Below are 22,231 nucleotides of genomic sequence, written 5' to 3' on the forward strand. Positions count from 1 at the left end.
TAACATCTCAAAAAAGTTTATCAAGATACCTTTGCGCTGTTTTTGTAGCGGCGCTGTAAACTCTGTCTTACTTTTAAGAGTAATGTCTGACTTTTGAGAGTAATGTCTAACTTTAATTTACAAAAGCAAAGCTTTATGTAATCGATAAGCGAATAGATATTCATTTGTGCCTACCTGTTTTATGCAATAGACTCTAATGTTCGTATCGAATAAACAGACAATATAGTCCATCCTCTATAAAAGAATGACAACGTTAACCTCTCTTGAAGTATCACCTATACCTCTACACTCGGTTGCCTCGTATCTCTTTTAAACTGAATCAACTATATGTGGATGATATTGCCAAAGAGGAATAAGTACTATCCCTCGTGCTGTGTAATTTTCATGCTAAAATAATGCGACTTTTTCGACGCCTTTTATATATATTTACACCCTATTTGTTATCCCCTCCTTTTATAATATTGACGATATAAGCAGCGCTCCTATGACCCAAACAATGACTTCAAACACTGATGCCACTTCTATCTCATCACAATCTGCTGATGACTTTATACTGACGCCACCTGCCGTGTTTCCGTACAAAGAGCAGCAGCTAACAGCACGTGCCCGTATCACTGAGCAAATGGCCTCAAGAATTTTGATGTTAGACGGGGCGATGGGTACACAGATTCAAACCTATAAATTAGAAGAAGCAGATTATCGTGGTGAGCGCTTTTCGGATATAGACCAAGATGTGCGCGGCAATAATGATTTGCTTGTACTCTCGCAACCGCAAATGATTATAGATATCCATAACGATCATTTGACTGCTGGTGCGGATATCATCGAGACCAATAGCTTCAACGGTACGCGTCTATCCATGGCCGACTACGACATGCAGTATTTGGTACCTGAGCTCAATAAGACGGCAGCTCAACTTGCCCGCAGTGCAGCAGATGCGTTCACTGCCAAGACACCTGACAAGCCTCGTTTCGTCGCTGGTGTCGTAGGCCCTACCTCACGCACGTGCTCGCTATCACCTGATGTCAATGACCCTGCGTTTCGTAATATCACCTTTGATGAATTGGTACTCAACTACCGTGAAGCGACCTTGTGCTTGATAGAAGGTGGTGTCGACCTTATCCTAATCGAAACTATTTTCGATACGCTCAATGCCAAAGCAGCAATATTTGCCATTACTGGTGTGTTTGATGATATTGGTTTTGAATTACCGATTATGATTTCGGGTACGATCACTGACGCGTCAGGTCGTACCTTATCAGGGCAAACGGCTGAAGCATTTTATAACTCAATTCGTCATGCCAAACCATTATCGGTTGGCTTCAACTGCGCACTTGGTGCCGATGCGCTACGTCCACACATTCAAACGCTATCTAATATCGCCAATACTTATGTGTCAGCGCATCCAAACGCAGGTCTACCCAATGAGTTTGGTGAATATGACGAAACGGCTGATGAAACTACTGCTCTGCTAGAAGGCTTTGCAAAAGCAGGCATCTTAAATATCGTGGGCGGCTGTTGTGGTACGACACCAGAACACATTCGCCAAATCGCGAATATGGTAAAAAACTATGCGCCGCGTGTGATTCCTGAAATCGCTCCTGCCTGCCGCTTATCTGGGCTTGAGCCATTTACCATCACAGCAGACAGCTTATTCGTCAACGTGGGTGAACGTACCAACGTGACAGGCTCTAAAAAGTTCTTACGCTTGATCAAAACGGAAGCTTATACCGAAGCACTCGATGTCGCTCGCGATCAGGTAGAAGGCGGCGCGCAAATCGTCGATATCAACATGGATGAGGGCATGCTCGACTCCAAGCAGGCGATGATTCACTTCATCAACTTGGTGTCTGGTGAGCCTGATATCAGCCGCGTACCACTCATGATTGACTCCTCTAAATGGGACATCATCGAAGAAGGGCTAAAACGCACGCAGGGCAAATCTGTCGTCAACTCTATCTCGCTAAAAGAAGGTCATGCTGAGTTCGTCGAGCGCGCCAAACTCTGTATGCGCTATGGTGCCGCCGTTATCGTCATGGCATTTGATGAAGATGGTCAAGCTGATACTTATGAGCGTAAAATCCAAATCTGTCAGCGTAGTTATGATGTGTTGGTTAATGAAGTCGGTTTCCCTTCTGAAGATATTATTTTTGACCCAAATATTTTTGCCGTTGCCACTGGTATCACTGAGCACAACAATTACGGTGCTGATTTCATCAACGCCACTAAGTGGATTACGGATAACTTGCCAAACGCGATGGTATCGGGCGGTGTGTCTAACGTGTCGTTTAGTTTCCGTGGTAACCCGATTCGTGAAGCCATTAACTCCGTCTTCCTGTTTCATGCGATTACAAACGGCCTGACCATGGGTATCGTCAACCCAGCCATGCTTGAGCTATATGATGATATTCCAAAGGAAGCTCGTGACGCTATCGAAGATGTCATGCTCAACCGCAATCAAGGCGAAACAGGTCAAGACGCAACTGAACGCCTGATGACAGCTGCTGAAAACTATCAAGACGGTGGCAAGAAAAAAGAAAGTACGGTCGACATGAGCTGGCGTGAAGGCACCGTCGAAGCCCGTATTGCCCATGCACTGGTCAAAGGTATTACCACCTTTATCGAAGCCGATACTAAAGAAGCGTGGGAGAAATATCCCAAACCGCTAGAAGTCATCGAAGGTCCACTCATGGACGGCATGAATATCGTCGGTGATTTATTCGGTGCTGGTAAAATGTTCCTCCCGCAAGTCGTGAAATCTGCCCGCGTGATGAAGCAATCTGTTGCGTGGCTAAACCCGTACATTGAGGCCGAAAAAGTCGAAGGCGAAGTCAAAGGTAAAATCTTGATGGCAACCGTCAAAGGCGACGTGCATGATATCGGCAAAAATATCGTGGGCGTGGTACTGGGCTGTAATGGCTACGACATCGTTGATTTGGGCGTGATGGTACCTTGTGAAAAAATCCTCGATACTGCTATTGCTGAAAAAGTCGATATCATCGGCCTGTCTGGTTTGATTACGCCTAGTCTCGATGAAATGGTCTATGTCGCCAAGCAAATGCAAGAGCGCGGCATGACGCTACCATTGATGATTGGCGGTGCTACGACCTCTAAAGCACATACCGCCGTCAAGGTTGAGCCACAATATCAAAACGATGGTGTCATCTACGTCACAGATGCCTCACGCTCAGTCGGAGTGGTCACAAAGCTATTATCAAAAGAGCATCGTCAAGCGCTGATCGATGAGACACGTGAAGAGTACGTCAAAGTACGTGAGCGTCTGGCCAAGCGTCAACCAAAAGCGGCCAAGATTTCTTATGCGAACTCGGTCAAGATTGGCTTTCAGTACGATTGGGAAAACTATGTGCCACCAGTGCCTAATCAGTTAGGCCAAGTGATATTGGATGATTACCCTATCACCAATCTACTGCCATATATCGATTGGACGCCGTTCTTTATCTCTTGGGGACTGGTCGGTAAGTATCCGAAAATCTTGCAAGACGATGTGGTCGGCGAAGCGGCTCGTGATTTATTTGATAATGCTAATGAGCTGATGCAAAAGATGATCGATGAGAAATCACTCGTGGCCAAAGGCGTCTTTAAACTCATGCCAGCACGTCGTACTGGTGCAGATACGGTTACGGTTTATGACAATGCGAGTGAAGGCGGCGCAGCAGAATATCAATTCGAGCACTTACGTCAACAAAGCGACAAAGCCAGTGGCAAGCCGAACTTTAGCTTGGCAGATTTTATCTCGCCATCAGAGACACATACCGACCATTTGGGCGGCTTTACCGTCTCTATCGTGGGTACAGAAGCGCTGGCTGAAAAGTACAAAGCAGCAGGCGATGATTATAATGCTATTATGGTGCAGGCATTGTCTGATCGCTTAGCAGAAGCGTTCGCGGAGCACTTACATGAGCTCATCCGTAAAGAGTATTGGGGTTATCAGCCAACTGAGTCACTCACTAATGATGAGATGATCAAAGAAAAATACGTCGGCATCCGCCCTGCGCCTGGCTACCCTGCTTGCCCTGAGCATACGGAAAAAGGCAAGTTGTTTGATTGGCTCGGTACGGTAGATGCTATCGGTACAACGCTAACCGAAAGCTATGCGATGTGGCCTGCGTCATCGGTCAGTGGATTCTATTACTCGCATCCTGACAGTGAGTATTTCAATGTCGGTAAAATCAGTCGTGATCAGTTAGAGAGTTATGCTGAGCGTAAAGGCTGGGATATGAAAACGGCTGAGAAGTGGTTAAATCCGAATTTGTAAGCTATATTATATTATTACTACTAATGTTGAGGTATAAATAAGTGTTAACAATAATAAATGGAACCAACAAAAAACCGACGGCTTCAAACAAATTGATGGAGTTGTTCAACAAGTATAAAGATGAACTTCAAGGGACCTTATTTATAGGTTACCCTATTATAGGAACATCGAAAGGACTTCATTCATTCGATGCAACGTTTGTTTCAGAGAGACATGGTTTAATCATTTTTGATGTACAAGAGACTAGGCTATTAGACAAAAATTTCAAGTCAAACCAAGATGATAGTTTTAATAAGATGGAGGCTAAATTAAAATCCTATGACGATCTTAATAAAGGTCGTGAGCTAATGGTCAATATTATCCCTATCACGTATGCTCCGTTCATCAATGATGTAAACCATAAAGATGACTTTGACGAAATATACCCTCTATGTGATGACTCTAACTTGATAGGTTTTATTAAATCCCTGCGTAGCTCTTACGAACCAATTTACCATAAGCATTTACTATCTGTATTACACTCAATTTCTAATATTAGAAAAAATAAAAATAGTAGAGACATCAATAATGATAAATCTAGAGGCGCTCGCTTGCAAGAGCTTGAACAATCAATTGCTAATCTTGATAACTCTCAAGCTGAAGCAGTATTGCAAATGGCAAATGGTGTACAACGAATAAGAGGTCTTGCTGGTTCTGGTAAAACTATTGTTCTAGCGCTCAAAGTCGCCTATATACATGTACAACATCCTGACTGGAAAATTGCTGTCACTTTCCATACGCGTTCTCTAAAAAATCAGTTCAAACGATTGATTAATACTTTTGTTTTTGAACATGCTCACGCTGAGCCAGATTGGTCAAAAATACACATCATACATTCTTGGGGTAGCCATTCATCTTCAGGAATATATTATAAATTCTGTGTTGAGCACCAGTTACCTACAATATATGACTTTCAATCTGCTAGAAATAAATTTGGTTTCAATAATGCATTTAGTGGTGCATGTGATTTAGCTTTGAGAGAATATAAGGCTAAAGGGAAGAAATTCAAAACTTACGACGTTATAGTTGTTGATGAATCTCAGGACTTCTCTCCTTCCTTTTTGAATATCTGTTATGAAATGTTAGACAACAATAAAAAATTAATTTATGCATATGACGAGTTGCAAAATTTAAATAGTCAATCGTTACCTTCCCCTGAAGAAATTTTTGGAAACGATGAAAGTGGCAATCCAAGAGTAGTTATTCGTAATAGTGAATATCAGAAAAATGATATTATTTTAGAGAAGTGTTATAGAAATTCTAAACCAGTACTCACTGCCGCTCACGCCTTAGGTTTCGGTATATATAGAGAACCTAGTACAACTCTTAAAACAGGTATAGTTCAGATTTTTGAGAATAACAACCTGTGGATAGAAGTAGGATATGAAGTGACTGGTGGTGAGCTTTTAGAAGGCAAAAGTGTAGTTCTTGAGAGAAATGATGAAACAAGTCCAACTTTTTTAGTTGAAAACTTTGATATTGATGATCTAATTGTCTTTAAAACTTTTGAAGAAAATACAGCTCAAGCAACTTGGATTGCTAACGAAATAATTAAAAATATTAGAGAGGACGAGCTCAGAGCAGATGACATCATAGTTATTAACCCCAATCCTTTTACCACTAAAAAAAATATAGGGCTAATTAGAAAGATTCTTTATGAAAACCAAATAAACAGCCATTTGACAGGAGACGATATTTCACAAGACAATTTTTTTAATGAGGAAGAAGACTCTATAACATTTACAGGGGTGTTTAGGGCTAAAGGTAACGAAGCTGGTATGGTTTACGTCATAAATGCAGAGGAGTGTTATGGTAGTAATTCTGAGTCTAACTCTAATATCGCCACAAACAGAAATAGGTTGTTTACCGCAATTACAAGAAGTAAGGCATGGGTTAGGGTAACTGGGATTGGTGAGAATATGGATAAATTAAACAATGAGTTTGAAGAAGTTAAATCTCGTAATTTCAAATTATCATTTGTATATCCTACAGTAGAACAAAAAGAAAAAATTAAGACTATTAATAGAGATGTATCTGAACAGGAACAAAAAATTATTGATAGTGCCTCTAATATACTCAATGAATTTATAAGTGGTGTTCAATCTAAGAAGTTATTTTTGGATGACTTACCTCCTGAAATACTGGAGGCTCTCAAAAGAGAGATAAGTAAACCATGATTGTTCCTGAAAACATATTGGAGCAAATTAACTTTTTAACAGTTCTTTTGATTGAAAAAAGTTACAGTGCCAAACAAAATTTCAGTTCTATCAATAAGTATTTGAACGATAAAACTGTTGTTTCTTGGGCAAAAACAAATAAATTATCTGAAACGTTTGACAAAAAACTGAGTTATCGAGAAGTTTATGATATATGCAGAGATAGGAAATACTATAACTTAGTTCTTGTTGATGGTGCAATTATTCAATTCTATTACGAATTTCAAAGCACTACTCTTCTAAATCATAGAGTTGCTTTTTTGCCATCACCTTATTTAGAAGAGTTCCAAAATCAGCCAGACCTTTATGTTGACGACTTGATCTATGCTGAAGTAATAAATAGAAGCATAGTACCATCTCCTCTTAGATTCGATTATGACAAAAAATCTTTTAAGGAAGTTGAGCATCCTCAATCACATTTAACTATAGGTCAATATCAAAACTGTAGAATACCTGTTAAATCAGCTATAACTCCCTTTCAATTTATAAACTTTATTTTCAATAACTTTTACAACAACACATTAGTTAATACTGAAATATTTAACAAATGCAATGATATTTACTTTGGCGATTCGATCACAAAAATCGAAAGCAGTCTGGTTCACTTGAATTTCGAAGTATAGTTTATATGATATTTTAATATAATTTATATAACTCCAACAGAACTCTTACTTCTATTTTTCTCTTTTGGTAACTTTGAGTTATAGCCAGTCCTAAATAAAAAAGGCAGAAATATAACTATGCGATACAGAGATACATTTTTCTTTCTTGCTGTGCTTACGCAGACAGAAGCTCCGCAAAATGCAACTCGTATCGCTGTATTTATTTTATAGTGGAACGACTATAGAAGAGGTAGCGGTTTTTACACTTTCAACCTCATCTTAATCTGCCTTATCTTTCCCCCGACGACACCGCTCAGAACAATAGATCACTTGCTCCCAATCCTTTTCCCACTTCTTACGCCACGTAAACGGGCGCTGGCAGACGGGGCAGGTTTTTTGCGGTAGGTTTACCTTTTTATGTGCCATCATCTACCCCCTTGTGCCGTATATCTAGGGCGTGTCCTCATTTTAGAAATGGTGATAAAAATGAGATAAATCGCAGTCAAACAAGGAAAATAGCGAAGATAATATCCAGATATTAGTCAGCTATTTGACGCGGTTTGGCAAGATTTAGCCATTTTTAACCCATTTAGATAACTATCGATTGAATTGAGGACACGCCCTAATATCTATGGTTAATTATTACTGCCTATTTATCTTCTTTTTGATGATCCAGCCCTTCATACTTCTTAACACGGCGGCATTGGTCGGAGCAATAGACCATGCTCTCCCAGTTTTTATCCAACTTCTTCGTCCAACTAAACTCACGCTCGCAGACGGGGCAAAGTTTTTTGCGGACGTTCTTCTTTTTGTGCGCCATAATTTTCTCATTGGTTTGATATAGTCGATTCACTATCATCGGATACAGTGTCAGTCTTGCTTAACCTACTGTTTATAGCACTCTTACTCGCTGTCATCGTATCTAAAGTAGCTGTTGCCGACTATATTACCACTGTCTCTTAATCATAAGCCCTATTTATAGTGCTATTCATAAGTGATAATCATCAGCATTGCTCATAAGCGTTAATAATTAAGCATTAACGCTTAATCGTTAGCCATCAATCATAGCTGTTAACCAGTAGTGACTAATCGTCAGCTATTAATCAGTAGTGATTAATCATAATCATCAAAGATTTTATTAAGTCTATTTAGACTATTGACGATTAACTTACCAGATTGATCGGTGCTGGTATCAATCGCCAGCTTCTCATCCATCCGCATCGTCAATGGCTCTAATGCTTGCTTGAGGGCAGTTGCCATCAATGCGGTCTGCTGATGAATATTAGGGATATCGCTATCGGCTGTTTGATTATCATTATTGCTAACCAAGCTATCCGCCATTTTTTGCGCCAGTTGTTCAACGGCATTGACCAGCTGCACCATGAGCTGTTTTTGTGCATATTGGTTTTGCTTGAGATACTCACCTTCCGCCTTTCCAGCATTGTGATCGTGCTTATATATTTGCAGCAATTGGCTCACGCTTTTTTCAAAGCCATTATCGATACTGTCGCTGACGACTTTGGCATTGTTAATGACGCTATCAGCAAGTATTTTTTGTGCTTCTAATTGGGCGTTTAGCTGGGCATCGAGTTGCGCTTGCTGTCCTGCTTCTCGTAAGCGAGCGATTTGCTCTGGGTCGTTTTTTGTTAAGTATGTCTCAAACTGGCTACTGATGGCATTGAAACCACTGGCCAAGTCGACCAACTGGGCGACGATACGTGCGCCAGTATCACCATCTTCACCGCCCATGGCTTTGTTACGTAGGAAGTCGGCTTTGATTTGCGCCCAACGCTCTGTTTCTGCTTCGGTCAAGACACCACGCATCTCACCAAGCTTGAGCAAGTTGCTCTCTGCGCCTTGGGTCAATAGCTGCGACTCGCCCAGATAATGATCGTCTATCAGCTGGTTCAGCTCTTCTTCATTCATGACCGCCGATAGCTTTTCGGTCATCTTATTCATATTACGATAACTGCCCTGTAGCTTAAATATCGGCTCAACACGATACTTATCATCTTGCGAGGCGGAGGCAATATAGGCTTGGTTGACGTCCAGAATGACTTCTTGCACCCTAAACATATGGCGCAAGATGGCGATAATTTCGTTAACTTCTGAGGTGCTATACGGATACGTCAGATCGCTGCTTTGTGCTTGGGCAAGATTCGCATTGTCCGTTTTTGCCATTTTAATCAAACGATGCACATCGCTTAAGTCACGGTTGGCCATTGGTGCGAGAACCGTATTAGAGGTCAGTGAGTTTTCGATATAACTGAGTGCAAACACCTCTTCCATGCCGCTCATGATATCGCCTAAGTTATAGATATCGGCACGGTTGGCGAGCATGTCCGGCACTTTGAAAGCCTCGCCGCTTTCGGTATACGGGTTACCTGCCATGACCACGCAGAACTTTTTGCCACGCATGTCATAAGTTTTGGTCTTACCTTGCCAAACGCCATCGATACGGCGTGTACCATCGCCCAATGAGATAAACTTCTGCAAAAATTCTGCATGCGTATGCTGAATATCATCGAGATAGAGCATGACGTTGTTGCCCATCTCAAAGGCCAAGTTGATTTTATTCAACTCTTCTCGGGCAGTGGCATTGGGTGCTTTTTCGGGGTCTAATGAGGTGACGTCATGACCGAGTGACGGACAGTTAATCTTCATAAAGATAAGGCCAAGACGATTTGCCACGTACTCCATCAAGGTGGTTTTACCATAACCTGGTGGCGATATCATCATGAGGATACCCATCAAATCGGTACGCTTATCCTCCCCGACCGTGCCCATCTGTTTGGCAAGATTGTCACCGATAAGTGGCAGATAGCTCTCGTTAATCAGACGGTTACGCACAAACGAGGACAATGGACGCGGCATAAACTCGTCCAGTCGCAACGTCTCTTTTGAGTCATGCAATATCTCTGAGCGCATGGCCAAATAACGTCTGTAGGCAGGGATGACTTGCGTATCATGATGATGCAAACGATTTAAGAAATCATCAACGGCAAAGGTTAAGGTCTGCTGATAAATACGTATATGCTCACCCAGCAGGTTATTGACTTGTATCTCAAGCGATACCTTACCCGTGCTACGTTCAAAGCTTTGCACTTGATTGAGCGGATTATTAATACTGGTCAATGATGTAGTCGATGAAACTGGCGACGAGGTGATTGAGGAAAATGACAAGGCCGATGGTGTGCCACTTGCGCCTGTACTGTTTAAACCTTGATTGCCCAATCCTTTAGCACTTAGCCCTTTATTAAAAGTAGCACCTGAATCAATCAATCGTTGCACCAAAGCTTCACGCTGGGCATCATTCAATTGGGTAAGCAAGACGGCAATGGCTTCAGGCACATAATGACGGCCACTCTCTAATTGCTGCTTGCGTAGCGCGTTTTGTGTTTCAATCTCGGCAAGCTGCTCTTCACTGAGTGCTTCGCCTGCCTCATCCGTGCCATCAGCCGATTCAGTACCACCATAAGTCTTATCAAGTAGTGCATGAAACCATGTGGCTAATAGCTCATAGGCTGATTTGGGTTGGAAGCCAAGCTTACTGATAGAAGATTGTAGTTGGTCAAAACTGGCCGTATTTTGTGTGCTGCCTGAGGTACTATTTAGCGTTTGACTTAACTGCTCACACAACTGCTGTGCTTGTTGGCTGGTTTGCCAGTTTATTGTGTTATATGCACCTGCATTCGATTCAGCCGACTGCCCCATGACACTCACGAGATACTCACAGGCAAGCTGAACGTAGCTTGGTTTGAAGATGTTGGCGCCTTTATCAACGCTACCCTCTTTATCAACGCTAGCACTGTCATCATTATGAGCCATAACAAAATGACGCATCACTTGGCTCATGTCCTCGACCAATAGAGACTTCGCAGTATCGCTGCCCAAGGCACGGCGCAGTTGCTCGGCGGTGGCGGCTCTATCCGTCCAGTTATTTGCGCGTGTCAGCACTGATTCATTTAACCAAGCGTCATAACCAAATTGACGCAAGCTGTCTAGACCAAGTGCTTGTACAATGTTTAGTTGCCAATAGAATAATTGCGCCAACGCACGTACTTGCGGGGTATAAATCAGTAGCCCTGCTTCACGCAGTGTCGGCAATATTTGCATCAATAATAGCGTGGCATCATGGTCATGAATGCCTTTGTCATAACCAAGCTGATAGCGAGGGGTGGCATAAGCTTTGACCAGTTTAGACAATGAGCTGTCATTATCAATGTCGCCATTAACATCTAGGGTAATGATGGTCGCATCGTATGCTTGATATAGACGTTCTTCGGTTAGGCCATCTTGACTGCTCTTGGCACTTTCGATAATGCTATAGGCTAAGTACTCGGCGCGGTACACCTTGTCAGACTCGGAGGCGATATTCATGTCCCAATACGGGCGCAAGGCGTTTAGCTCAGCATTATTGAGCACTTCATAGTAATCTGTACCCGTTAGATGCAAGTTCAGCACGCGCTTGCCATCTGACTGTTGACGACTCAACAAGGTCAAATCCAATGGCTGAGTATTGACCGAAAAACGATGCTTACCCAGTTTGATGATTTGACCACCATCTTCAAACAAGTCCGACTTGTCTTTTAAGCTCTTATAGCTCTCGATTTGGATGGCTTTTAGACGGGCGTCTATGTCATCGGCTTTTACGCTAAAGCCCATCGCTTGTAGCTCTTTTGCGATGTTGCGGACTTTTTGCACCAGACCATCAGCCGCAAAATACGTATTTAACGCTTCCTCTTCTGTAAAGCCAGTGACGCCAGTGCTTTGCGTGCGTTTTTTAATACTCTCAAGCATCCGCAGCGCACCATCACCTAAGTTTTGCGCTTTACGGTTGCGAGCATCAAGCAATTGCTGCTTATGATTTTCAAAGGTTTCATAAATCTCTTCACGCTTGCTGATGATGTCTGCTAAAAACTGATCGCCACTGTTGGTTTCTGGATCAGCGAACTGACTCTCTAACTCTTCTAGCTGTACCAGCAATTTTGCCATTTGCTCGTCTGATTTCTCAGGCGTATTGGCAATGGATAAGGCATTGGCAATGGACTGACCGAACAGCTTAAACTGCGCACCAAATTGCGCCACAGCCTCCGCTGAGCCTAGATTTTTGCGTTTGTGGTTGAGCTTGGCTTTGCTCTGGTTCAGGCTGGCATAAATGGTCGATATGTCATCGATGATTTGCGTACGCACGGTGGCATCGGCCACATCTAATGTACCTAACAGCTCGGTTAATAAATCTAACCCTTGCGCGGTCTCATCAATTTTTTCCAGTACAGGTTTTAGCTCAGCATTGGTTTCTGCGGTGTTTAAGCGCTCACTGACATCGACCAATATGCCTTCGTAGCTTGATAGTGCCTCTTCACCACTTAAAAACAGCACCGTTTTTTCGGCAAGCTCGCTTTCGGCCTCTTCTAATTGCTTTTGCAATGCTTGTAACTTATCGGCATCTAGATAACGCAAATCCTCCAAGCTGACCAAACGGCCTTTTTGGCGTCTTAACGCTGACAACTGATCGACATAATCACTGGCCGACTCAAAGCTAGTGACCCGTATCTGCCGCAAAATCTCACTTTGCTGCGTATCAGCATCAGCTAGCGCAGTTTGGGTTTGCTTTTGGATACTTTGTACTTTGGCGAACTCATCAATCACCAGCTCAGCCGTTGCCGTCACTTCTTTAATGCTACTGGCGACTTCGCTCAGCTCAGGCTCAGACAACCAGTAATAGCTGTCAAAAAGTCGGCTGGTATTATTGGTAAGCTCTTCATAGAGCTTCTGTGACACGCTTTGATTATCAATCAGGCGGGTAATGCTATATAGGTCGGAGATACCGCGTACTAGCTCTTTATTGCCGATTTTTCCATAAAAACTCGTGCTCTCGGGCAACTCACTGACATACTCATGTGAGGCATAAGGCGTGTGCCATATTTGCATCGGGTGAATGCGCGACGGCTCACTTTGATCACTAAACAGCACCAAACGGCCATTCTCAGCCAAAGCCATGCCGTTGCAATAGATAGGATTTGCCAATTGCTTTTTAATCAAGTTGTAAGGGAACAGCCCCGTGACGCCCAAGTCTCGGTCATAAAATAAGAATAAAACATCTTCCCCATTCGGCGATACAATTTTACGCTTAAACCGTAAGTCAGTAGCACCAACATTATTGGCCTCAAACAGCTTATACTCACCCGTCTGTAAATAATAACCACCCGGAAACATGATGCCATGGTCTTCTGGTAGCTGGACACACGACTGTCCAATTGCATCCAATCGCAGCACTGCTTCGGTCAAGGTGTTATAAACAAAATAACGGTAGTCTTCTTCACGATAGGGCAATATTTTGAGCAGTATTAAACTGCCAACTTTGGCATACGCAATCTCAGCATCCGTCAGCGACTGGGTACGGTCATTGACTGGTTCGCTATAAATACCCTGACCGGATTGCGTATTGTCCTCAATCTTGATGGTCAAATCACCACCGACCGTTTCCACAAATATCGTGTCTAAGATATTCATATGGGGATATTTGCCATTCACCATTTGATCGCGTGTGGTCTCAATCCAGTCAAAATCATAAGCAGGCGGCAGTTCAATATCACGCTCGCCTCGATTGTCCACATAAGCGACTTGCGCCGACTCTGGTGTACCTTGGCTAAAATCTAACGCGAAACGGAACACTCGAATATCAGTGATGCGCTCACCAATCTGAAACGCCAATAGCAATTTGCTGTCTTTCACCGTTATTTGAATCAGGCGCGTTTGCTTGTAATATCGATACAGCTCATTGAAATCTTGGACAAAGGCGTCTTGAGCCAAAAACGTCCCTTTTAAGTCAACCTCTTCGAGCTGATACTCTTCTTCATTACCAGCTGGCTCGTTCAGACGATATAACGACAACACATCCTTAATATTGCTCGCGCGTTTGAGCCCCATAAAAACGTTGTAGCCAAACAGTAAATAATCGCCGACCTGCACCATGTCTTGTGCCACACAGTTGTACTCGGTACGAATACGCGTGCGGGCGATGACTTGCATTTGGGTGCTACCAAACTCTTCGAGACGCGCATTATTTAGCATCTGCGTCTGCGTCTCTAAACGACCGCCTTGTTCCGTCAGACGTTTTTTGATGAGCTCATAAGCATTGCCTGAAGCAACTGCCTGATCGGTTTGGTTGGCTTGATTAGCGCTATTATTATCGTTGCGATCTGGGGTGTTGGGGTTTTGCATATCCGCCATCGTTGCTCGTCCGTTTTTATTTCAACTAGAAAAGTATAATAATTTTAAGAAGACAAGTTAAAATAAATTAATGATGTCTACCTACTTTTATAAATGCAGTAAATAAAGATAAATTTAGGTAAGATAATTATAAAAATAATTTCCAAGAATACCTATTACAAGTGTTATTATTAACATAATAGCTGTAGAGAACACTTTATTTTTAAAAGAAGTCTTAGAAATATTATTCTCCATAATACTTTTAGTGGCTTCAGTTAAAACAACATATGAAGGATAAGGTTTTATAAACTCCTTTAATATACCAACTATAATTATTAAAAAAGGAATAAGTATTGCAAAAAGTATTGAATTGCTTTCCGCAATATTATTTCTTTCAATTGAAATTTGAGATAAGAGATTTATTTTTTCATTTATTAAAGCTAAGTCTATATTACTATTCCGAGAAGACAGCACGCTTAGTTTTTCAGTTGTGTTTTTTGAAGATGTTGAATATACAGAATAAAAAAACATAAATATACTTAATAGCATAGAAAATAAAAGTACTATTTTACTACTAAGAAAATTTGTTACTTTGATCATAATTCTAAAGGCTATTTTTTCTTCTATCCAGATAGGTTCTAAGGATTTTTCAATCATTGTTAACATATCATCAGCCCATGTTCTTTCGGTATGCTCTATATCTATAACTACTACTCCAACCTTATCTTCTACAGCTCTATACATAGTATCATCATCATCGAGATTGAGATTAGAATCAAAAATAAAATTAATATCCTGTCTCTCAGGTATCTTTTTGCTAGGAAAGTTAATTAACAACGATATACTAATGAACACTCTAACACTAATCAAACTCATAGTTTCTGAATAAGAATAAAAAGACTCAATTGATGTTATTTTTCTTTCTACACCATCGTTGAAGCTTATTTTTGCGACAAAATCTACCATCTCATATTCATTTTGCTGTTTTAATCTTTGAACTATCATACCTATTACATGATTAAAAAAGTTATGATCAGCTTTAAAAGACTTATAAAAATATTTACTAATTGACTGGGGCTGTCCTAAAAGCTTAGATATAAACTCTCCAAGATTTTCGTCCTCTATGTATAGAGAAAGTTCTTTTTGTTCTTTGCCTTTAATTTTTATAACATTCTCCATAATAACCCTTTGTACTTTTTATTTTATAACTACCTAAAATTATTATGATAATAATCCTAGGTAGTTATAAGTAATATTTTTTCGAAAATTTTATTACAACTTGACCTATATTTTGTAGCGTGGGTGATAACCCACGCTACAGCACAATCTTCAAAAACTAATCATTACGCTCAAAAGACTTATCATTTTTCTGGTTTGATTTCATGGCTTGACTGGCCATCACACCATTGATGATACCGCTCAAGGTGTCTGACTTACCCGCTAGGCCGTCAATGGCTTTACCGATAGACAGTGACTTGGCAAAGTTATCAAAGAAATGCGCTTCGCCGCCAACAATATCGATTTTGGCTTTCTGTAACGCAACTGCCAATACTTCAGCATTTTCTTTCGCAATCTCTTTACCAGCGTCAATAGAAGCAAGCGCTTCTTGCAAGGCTGTCTCAAGGCTCATGCGGAACTCTTCGTGCTCGCGTGCTTCTTTGCTCATGCTACCCATGGCATTGAATTTCTCGACCAAACCATCTGCTTCGGCTTGGAAATGTGCGCGAGTAACTTCGGCTTTTGCCAATCCAACTTCGCGTTCTGCTTTGGCATTTGACTCACCGCGAGCAGCGATGACTTGAGCATCTGCCATGCCTTTTTCACGCTCAGCTCTGGCAGTAGATTCACCGCGAGCGGCGATGATTTCTGCATCGACCATACCGATATCACGCTCAGCTTTTGCCTTAGATTCGCCACGAGCGGCGATAACCTCAGCATCTGCCATGCCTTTTTCACGATCTGATTGTGCTTCAGCTTGTCCAGTTGCTTTGATAACATTGGCTTTCGCAATGCCTTCTTTTTCTAAAGAAGCGGCTTTGACTTCTTGGATAGCCGCTTCAGCGAAGCCATGTGCTGACTCTTCGGCTTTGGTACCTTCGGCCATTTTAATTTTGGCTTCTGAATCTTTGGCGGATGCTTCAAGATTAGCAGCGGCAAGCGTGGTGATTTCGACGGCTTTATGCTTGGCAGACAACTCTTCTGCTTCGGCTTTTTTCACCTGACGTACTTTGATTTCTTCCGCATCGGCTTCTGCTGCTAGGACGCGTGTCTGCTTAGAACGCTCCGCTTCGCTAATTTCGCGGACTTCTTTGATACGCTCTTCTTCTTGCGCAACGGTTTTATCTACCGCGATACGTTCACGAATGACGTTGGCGATTTCTTTTTTCTCAAGCTCAATCGCACGTTCGGCCTCGATACGTTGCAAGTCAACTTCACGCTCACGAGAGACAATTTCTAGATCACGAGCACGCGTCACTTTTTCTTCTTCGATGACGACTGCACGCAAACGATTTTGACCTGCTACTTCGATTTCACGCTGCTGATTCTCACGTTGAATGGCCAAATCCTGCTCAACCGAAATAACAGCAGTTTCAGACTTTTTACGTTCTTCTTCTTCAATTTTGCGAGTTTCAGCCGTTTCGCGTGCAATCACTGACGAGATTTCACGTTGCTGTTTGGCTTCGGCATCGGCTTGCTGACGCTCTAGCTCTAGCATCGCCTCTCTGGTTTCGACATTCTTTTTCTTAACAGCCAGCTCTTCATCACGCTCAAGCTCGTTGGTGATGACGTTTTGGAAAGCCGTTAGCTGAGTAATCTTTTTGATACCTTCAGCATCTAAGATATTACTTGAATCTAATGACGCTTTTGGCGTTTGCTCTAAATAATCAATCGCCACATCTTCTAAAACATAGCCATTCAGATCGTTACCAATTTCTTGAACGATACTGTCACGAAACTCGCTGCGGTTTTCAAACAGTTTGACGAAATCAATCTGCTTACCAACTGTTTTTAGCGCCTCTGAGAACTTAGCATTAAACAGCTCATTGACAGCGACTTTATCTGACGCACGCTCTACCCCAACCGATTTGGCGACTTTTAGCACATCCTCTTCGGTTTCATTGACGCGTAAATAAAATGCCACGGTGATATCAGCACGCATGTTGTCTGCGCAAATCAAACCTTCTTTACCGCGTCTGTCTACTTCTAAGGTGATGAGCGAGATTCTCATCAACTCTTTTTTGTTGATAACCGGCCAAACAAAACCACCATCAAAACGTACGGCAATTTTACTCACACCGTTGATAATGAGTGCTTTGCCCTGCTCGACCTTAAAATAAAAGGCCTTGAGCATCAGTAGTGCGACCATCATAAAAACAAACGCCAGCACTACAACCACGCCGACGATAATGAGTGTGTCCATATCCATTCCTTTAATTAAAACATTCCATAATCAATTCTATATAAATCAGATACGCTATCAGGCCTGCTAACTCTACAATTTATAGCACTGTTTATAGCACGTGTGCCTTAATAGCCCTATCACGCACCATTCTTATATCTGCATTATTCTGAACCGACTATAACCAAATTTAAAACCGTTTAAATCATTGCTAAAAATATTATTCATAAACCAGAGATTCTTCTAAAACCTCTGGCTAAATCCCTGTTCATTCTATGAGTTTTTTCTGTGCTAAAAGCGATAATGATGTGCTGAAAATAATGATGGCGAATCATCGTGACTAAATTACTTACTAGTGGCTAAATTATTTATATAGTCGATTCAATTTAAAAGTAGTACAAGGCAACCGAGTGTAGATGTATATCAAATACTTCAAGCGAGGTTAACGCAGTAACACTTTTATAGTGGAGTGACTATAGTGGTTATTTATCTTTTACAGGGGCGACGCGATAAGTATTGGCAGCCTCTAAATACTCCACCAACATCACTCGATCGCCTTGTTTCAGCGAGCCATCATTGATGTCTGAGCGAATTTTGAGTATCAATCCTGCACCGCCATCATTCAATTCCACTTCGCCGTGTTTGTCCGTGACACTAAGGGTACGCACAACCGCGATTTTGCCGATATTGCTAGCGGCATTGCGTCTAGGTATTTTGGCTATTTTGTTGCGGATGGGAGAAATGATGATGCCTGTCAGCCACATGGAGATGACCAATACAAAGATTAGCGCTCCGGTGCCGAATAGATAATATAAAATACCTGAGTCAAAATTTTGATGTAAAAAACTGGTATAGAAGTAACTTAATAACCAACCAATTAAGCTGATTAGGCTAAGGATAACGATAAGTGGCACGCCATACAGACCGAATTTGAGCAGCAGACCCGACACAAATCCTGATGAGGTCAAATTGCTACCTTCGCCACTTGCATCACCAATATCTACCGTATCCATATCTGCCATACCAAGTAGAGACACCATCCAATACAAGGTCACAAACATCACCAATCCTGTAAAGACTATCGTCGGGTACAAGCTGATTTTGGTAATGAATATCAAAAACGACTCTTGCATTACGTACTTTCTCCTTTTGCTCACCCAATCCAGTATCTCTATATAAAGCATGTTTATATAGTATTTTGATACGCAGAATCTTGATGAGCCGTTTATAAAATTTATGTGATGTTCATGAAAACTTAAGTCATAGAATCAACTTATGTTTCTTTATTAATTATATAGACATCTCACCCTATAATACATAGATTTCGCCATTAGCGTCCCCAAATCGGTGAACGCACCATCCCGCCAGCGTCACTATTAATACTGTAGCTTGTGTTGCCAGATAACGAGCGGATAACGAGGCTGCCTATATTTCTAGTGCCTTGGCTGCTCACTTGCGAGCTGCGCATTGGATAAACTGCATACTGTCCAGACGGTGATAACCGTGCAGGCTCATCAAGTCCTGTTTCTGCAAGATCGATGGTTTGACGGGTAGCCAATGTCATAACCGCAGCCTTGCGACCGTTGAGATACGCTAACTGCTGACCATCTGTACTGAGTTGAGGACTCGCGACATAGCCACTAGTCGGCATAGACGTCGCATTGCCAGTGGCAAAGTCATAGCGATAGATGCTTGGGCGTCCAGCACGGACTTTATCACTGGTATAGACAAAGCTTTTGCCATCAGACGCATAGCTTGGCTGTACCTCAGTGCTTGATAGTGTAGTCAACTGTTTGGTATTACCATCGTTCAGACGCATCTCATAAATATCTGCGTTGCCGCCGACGGTTGAGCTATAGAGGAGTTTTTGACCATCAGGTGAGAATGACGCTGACATGTTACTGCCTTCAGCATTAACGATCAGACTTTGGGTTTTACTTTTTCGGTCATAGATATAAATTTTGGGGTTTTGACGTGGTGCTTGTTTACTATAAGCAAGCCGTTGACCATCCGCAGACCATGCAGGCGAATAGATATAACCATTTATCTGATCAATCAACTGACGGTCGCTACCATCAGGACGTATGCTATACAATGTCGATATTTTTGCGGCACCTGTACCCTGCTCATCCACATAGGCTATGCGCCCTTGACGGTCCATCACAGGCATACGCGCAGTTAGTGGATTACTATCGACGGTACTGGTAGCCGTATTGGCTGGTTTGCTAGGCAGCGTCTGACAGCCAGCTAAAGCGCTGAGAGCTGCTATAGCGACCGTGCTGCTTATTATATGCATGCTGATCGTTGGTTTTAACACGGAGGTTTTTAGCATAAGGTAAAGTCCAATAGGTACGCTATGAAAGGTACGTCGCAAAGTGTTGGTTAAACGCAGTGTGGGCTAGATGCAATGTTTATAAAATACAACTTGTTACACTATTGTAACGTAAATTGGACTTTAGTTTTGAACAAAAAAAGCCCCACTATAAAGTGAGGCTTGATCAAAATACTACTTTGCTTTGAAAGCTTATACTGCAACACAGCTTGCATAGAGACTCAATTGCTTAAACATTGGATTAAGTAGAATAAGCTTTATTTAGCAATGGCTTTGAAATGTGCGATTTGACTATCATTCTTGATGGTCAAAATAGGAACATTATTGGCATTTTTATTGAGGTTATACTTACCTTCTACCGTTACCAAAGCCGCTGTATCGAAGCTTGCTTGCGGTTCTGGACAGGCCATCATGGTACTAATGCCATTTTTGATTTGTACATCGCCATTAACAACGCTATAGCCCGCACTCATACTGTTGCAGGTGTTCATAAATGCTACGTAATCGCCGCCGTTATTATTCATAAAATTTAGCGTTAACGGTTTGGTAGGATCAAAGAACAGTTGGCTAATTTTATCACCGCTAGTGAGCTTAGCATCGACCAACTGCCAGTTATAGGCTTGTAAAGCAGCAGAAGTTACTGGTTGAGTGACAGGTGCCGTAATATTTGTGGTTTGGCAACCAGCAGCAAGCGTAGCTATAGCCAGCGTTGCGGCCATCATCATTTTAGTTGTGTTCTTCATATAAGCTCCTATATCGATTAAATTCAAAATTTTAATTACGAGTAAACGTGATGTCTCGCATTTTCCATCAATGCTTTTTATTATTAATAATTATCAAACTTATCAATCTGCATAGCGCATTCTATTGTGCATAGTTAATGCCTGATTGTCATCATAGCTTCAGTATTTGATTGCAACAATACTTGTGAGGGTTAATAGTTTTTCTACTTTAGCTTGCTGTGCTTAGCATTGGTTGCTAATGCTTTCTAGATACCTACTACGAGCTATTGCTTCCTTATCAAAACCATTATTCTACTGACCTATGCTGATAGCACCTGATATGTATGTAACTGTTAGCTAATCCGAACACGATACTCATCAGTATAGAAATCTTGAAATTTCTAAGAACAGGACTATTAATAGCAGTGTACGGATAATATAGCGCCAGACTTGCTCGCCACTCTCTCAAAACAGTCGTGCCTGCATTTATGCTATAATCCCCCCTATTAATTCCATAACTATAAGTACGATTATGATGACTAAAAAATCCTTGATCCAATCTCCAGAAGCCATAGAAAAAATGCGTGTCGCCGGTAAACTGGCCAGCGATTTGTTGGTTATGTTAGACGAACACGTTAAAGTGGGTGTCAGCACCGAAGCATTGAACCGTCTTGCTCATGACTATATCGTTAATGTACAAGACGCTATCCCTGCGCCACTCAACTATAATGGCTTTCCAAAATCAATCTGCACCTCGGTCAACCATGTGGTTTGTCACGGTATTCCGAGTGAAAACAAACTACTAAAAGATGGCGATATTATTAATATTGATGTGACCGTCATTAAAGATGGCTATTACGGCGATACGTCAAAAATGTGGATTGTCGGCAACGGCTCTATTATGGCCAAGCGCATCTGTAAAGTGGCACAGGATGCACTCTATGCAGGTATGAGTGTTGTCAAAAATGGCGCACGTCTAGGCGATGTGGGTGCCGCAATTCAAGAAGTGGTCGAGCCTGAGCGTTTCAGTATCGTACGTGAGTTCTGTGGACATGGCATCAGTAACGAATTCCATCACGAGCCACAAGTCATGCATTATGGCAAAAAAGGCACAGGCTTTGAGCTAAAAACTGGCATGACGTTCACCATTGAGCCAATGATTAATGAAGGCAAATGGCAGACCAAAATCTTGCCGGATGAATGGACGGCGATTACCAAAGACCGTAAGCTGTCTGCCCAATGGGAGCATACGATGGTCGTGACAGACAATGGTTGTGAGGTGTTTACCACCCGCCCTGAAGAAGATTTAAGCTTTTTGACTCAGTAATACAATAAAAGATCGCCTAGGCGGTCTTTTTTTTGGACTATAATCAGGGTGAATTGAGTATTATGCTTATTGATCTTTTATCTTTATACTTTTCATACCCAT

General features: G+C 41.9%; 12 protein-coding genes. 4 read left to right on the plus strand and 8 right to left on the minus strand.

What is annotated here, in order from left to right; all coding sequences use genetic code 11:
- Window positions 1–484 precede the first annotated feature (484 nt).
- The 3 genes from metH to I6E84_RS10715 are packed head-to-tail and all read left to right on the plus strand — an operon-like array spanning window position 485 to window position 7,154.
- Window positions 485–4,276, plus strand: a complete 3,792-nt coding sequence (gene metH / locus I6E84_RS10705; protein ID WP_197217934.1) for a methionine synthase — start codon at window positions 485–487, stop codon at window positions 4,274–4,276.
- A 41-nt stretch (window positions 4,277–4,317) separates the two neighbouring features.
- A complete protein-coding gene (locus tag I6E84_RS10710) occupies window positions 4,318–6,492 on the plus strand; it encodes a DEAD/DEAH box helicase (RefSeq protein ID WP_197217935.1) in 2,175 nt (724 codons plus the stop codon).
- Entirely contained in the window at window positions 6,489–7,154 is a 666-nt protein-coding gene (locus I6E84_RS10715) for a DUF2290 domain-containing protein (RefSeq protein WP_197217936.1), read from the plus strand. The genes I6E84_RS10710 and I6E84_RS10715 overlap by 4 nt, the downstream gene beginning before the upstream one ends.
- Window positions 7,155–7,412: 258 nt before the next feature.
- Here the strand turns inward: I6E84_RS10715 and I6E84_RS10720 are convergent, their stop codons facing one another.
- The 8 genes from I6E84_RS10720 to I6E84_RS10755 all read right to left on the minus strand — a co-directional run bounded on the left by I6E84_RS10720 (window position 7,413) and on the right by I6E84_RS10755 (window position 20,823).
- Window positions 7,413–7,559: a DUF2256 domain-containing protein gene (locus I6E84_RS10720; protein WP_197217987.1), complete on the minus strand. Its 147-nt coding sequence runs from the start codon at window positions 7,557–7,559 to the stop codon at window positions 7,413–7,415.
- 223 nt (window positions 7,560–7,782) lie between these two features.
- Complete coding sequence (locus I6E84_RS10725; RefSeq protein WP_010196547.1) at window positions 7,783–7,953, minus strand: DUF2256 domain-containing protein; 171 nt, start codon at window positions 7,951–7,953, stop codon at window positions 7,783–7,785.
- A 293-nt stretch (window positions 7,954–8,246) separates the two neighbouring features.
- A complete protein-coding gene (locus tag I6E84_RS10730) occupies window positions 8,247–14,360 on the minus strand; it encodes a DNA repair ATPase (protein ID WP_265090864.1) in 6,114 nt (2,037 codons plus the stop codon).
- Window positions 14,361–14,483: 123 nt separating this feature from the next.
- Window positions 14,484–15,527, minus strand: a complete 1,044-nt coding sequence (locus tag I6E84_RS10735; protein WP_197217938.1) for a hypothetical protein — start codon at window positions 15,525–15,527, stop codon at window positions 14,484–14,486.
- Between the two features lie 157 nt (window positions 15,528–15,684).
- Window positions 15,685–17,769 (minus strand): flotillin family protein, encoded by a 2,085-nt coding sequence (locus I6E84_RS10740; protein ID WP_197217940.1) that lies wholly within the window; start codon window positions 17,767–17,769, stop codon window positions 15,685–15,687.
- Between the two features lie 461 nt (window positions 17,770–18,230).
- Window positions 18,231–18,881, minus strand: a complete 651-nt coding sequence (locus tag I6E84_RS10745) for a DUF1449 domain-containing protein (RefSeq protein WP_194365112.1) — start codon at window positions 18,879–18,881, stop codon at window positions 18,231–18,233.
- 197 nt (window positions 18,882–19,078) lie between these two features.
- Complete coding sequence (locus I6E84_RS10750) at window positions 19,079–20,080, minus strand: PD40 domain-containing protein (RefSeq protein ID WP_197217942.1); 1,002 nt, start codon at window positions 20,078–20,080, stop codon at window positions 19,079–19,081.
- A gap of 257 nt (window positions 20,081–20,337) precedes the next feature.
- Entirely contained in the window at window positions 20,338–20,823 is a 486-nt protein-coding gene (locus tag I6E84_RS10755; protein ID WP_197217944.1) for an META domain-containing protein, read from the minus strand.
- Window positions 20,824–21,337: 514 nt separating this feature from the next.
- On the opposite strand from I6E84_RS10755, the gene map reads away from it, so the two are divergent.
- Window positions 21,338–22,129 carry a type I methionyl aminopeptidase gene (map, locus tag I6E84_RS10760; RefSeq protein ID WP_406947678.1) on the plus strand — a complete coding sequence of 264 codons (792 nt, stop codon included), beginning with the start codon at window positions 21,338–21,340 and terminating at the stop codon, window positions 22,127–22,129.
- The last annotated feature ends 102 nt before the right edge of the window (window positions 22,130–22,231 follow it).

Source organism: Psychrobacter sp. SCQQ22, assembly GCF_015864605.1.
GTDB lineage: Bacteria > Pseudomonadota > Gammaproteobacteria > Pseudomonadales > Moraxellaceae > Psychrobacter > Psychrobacter fozii.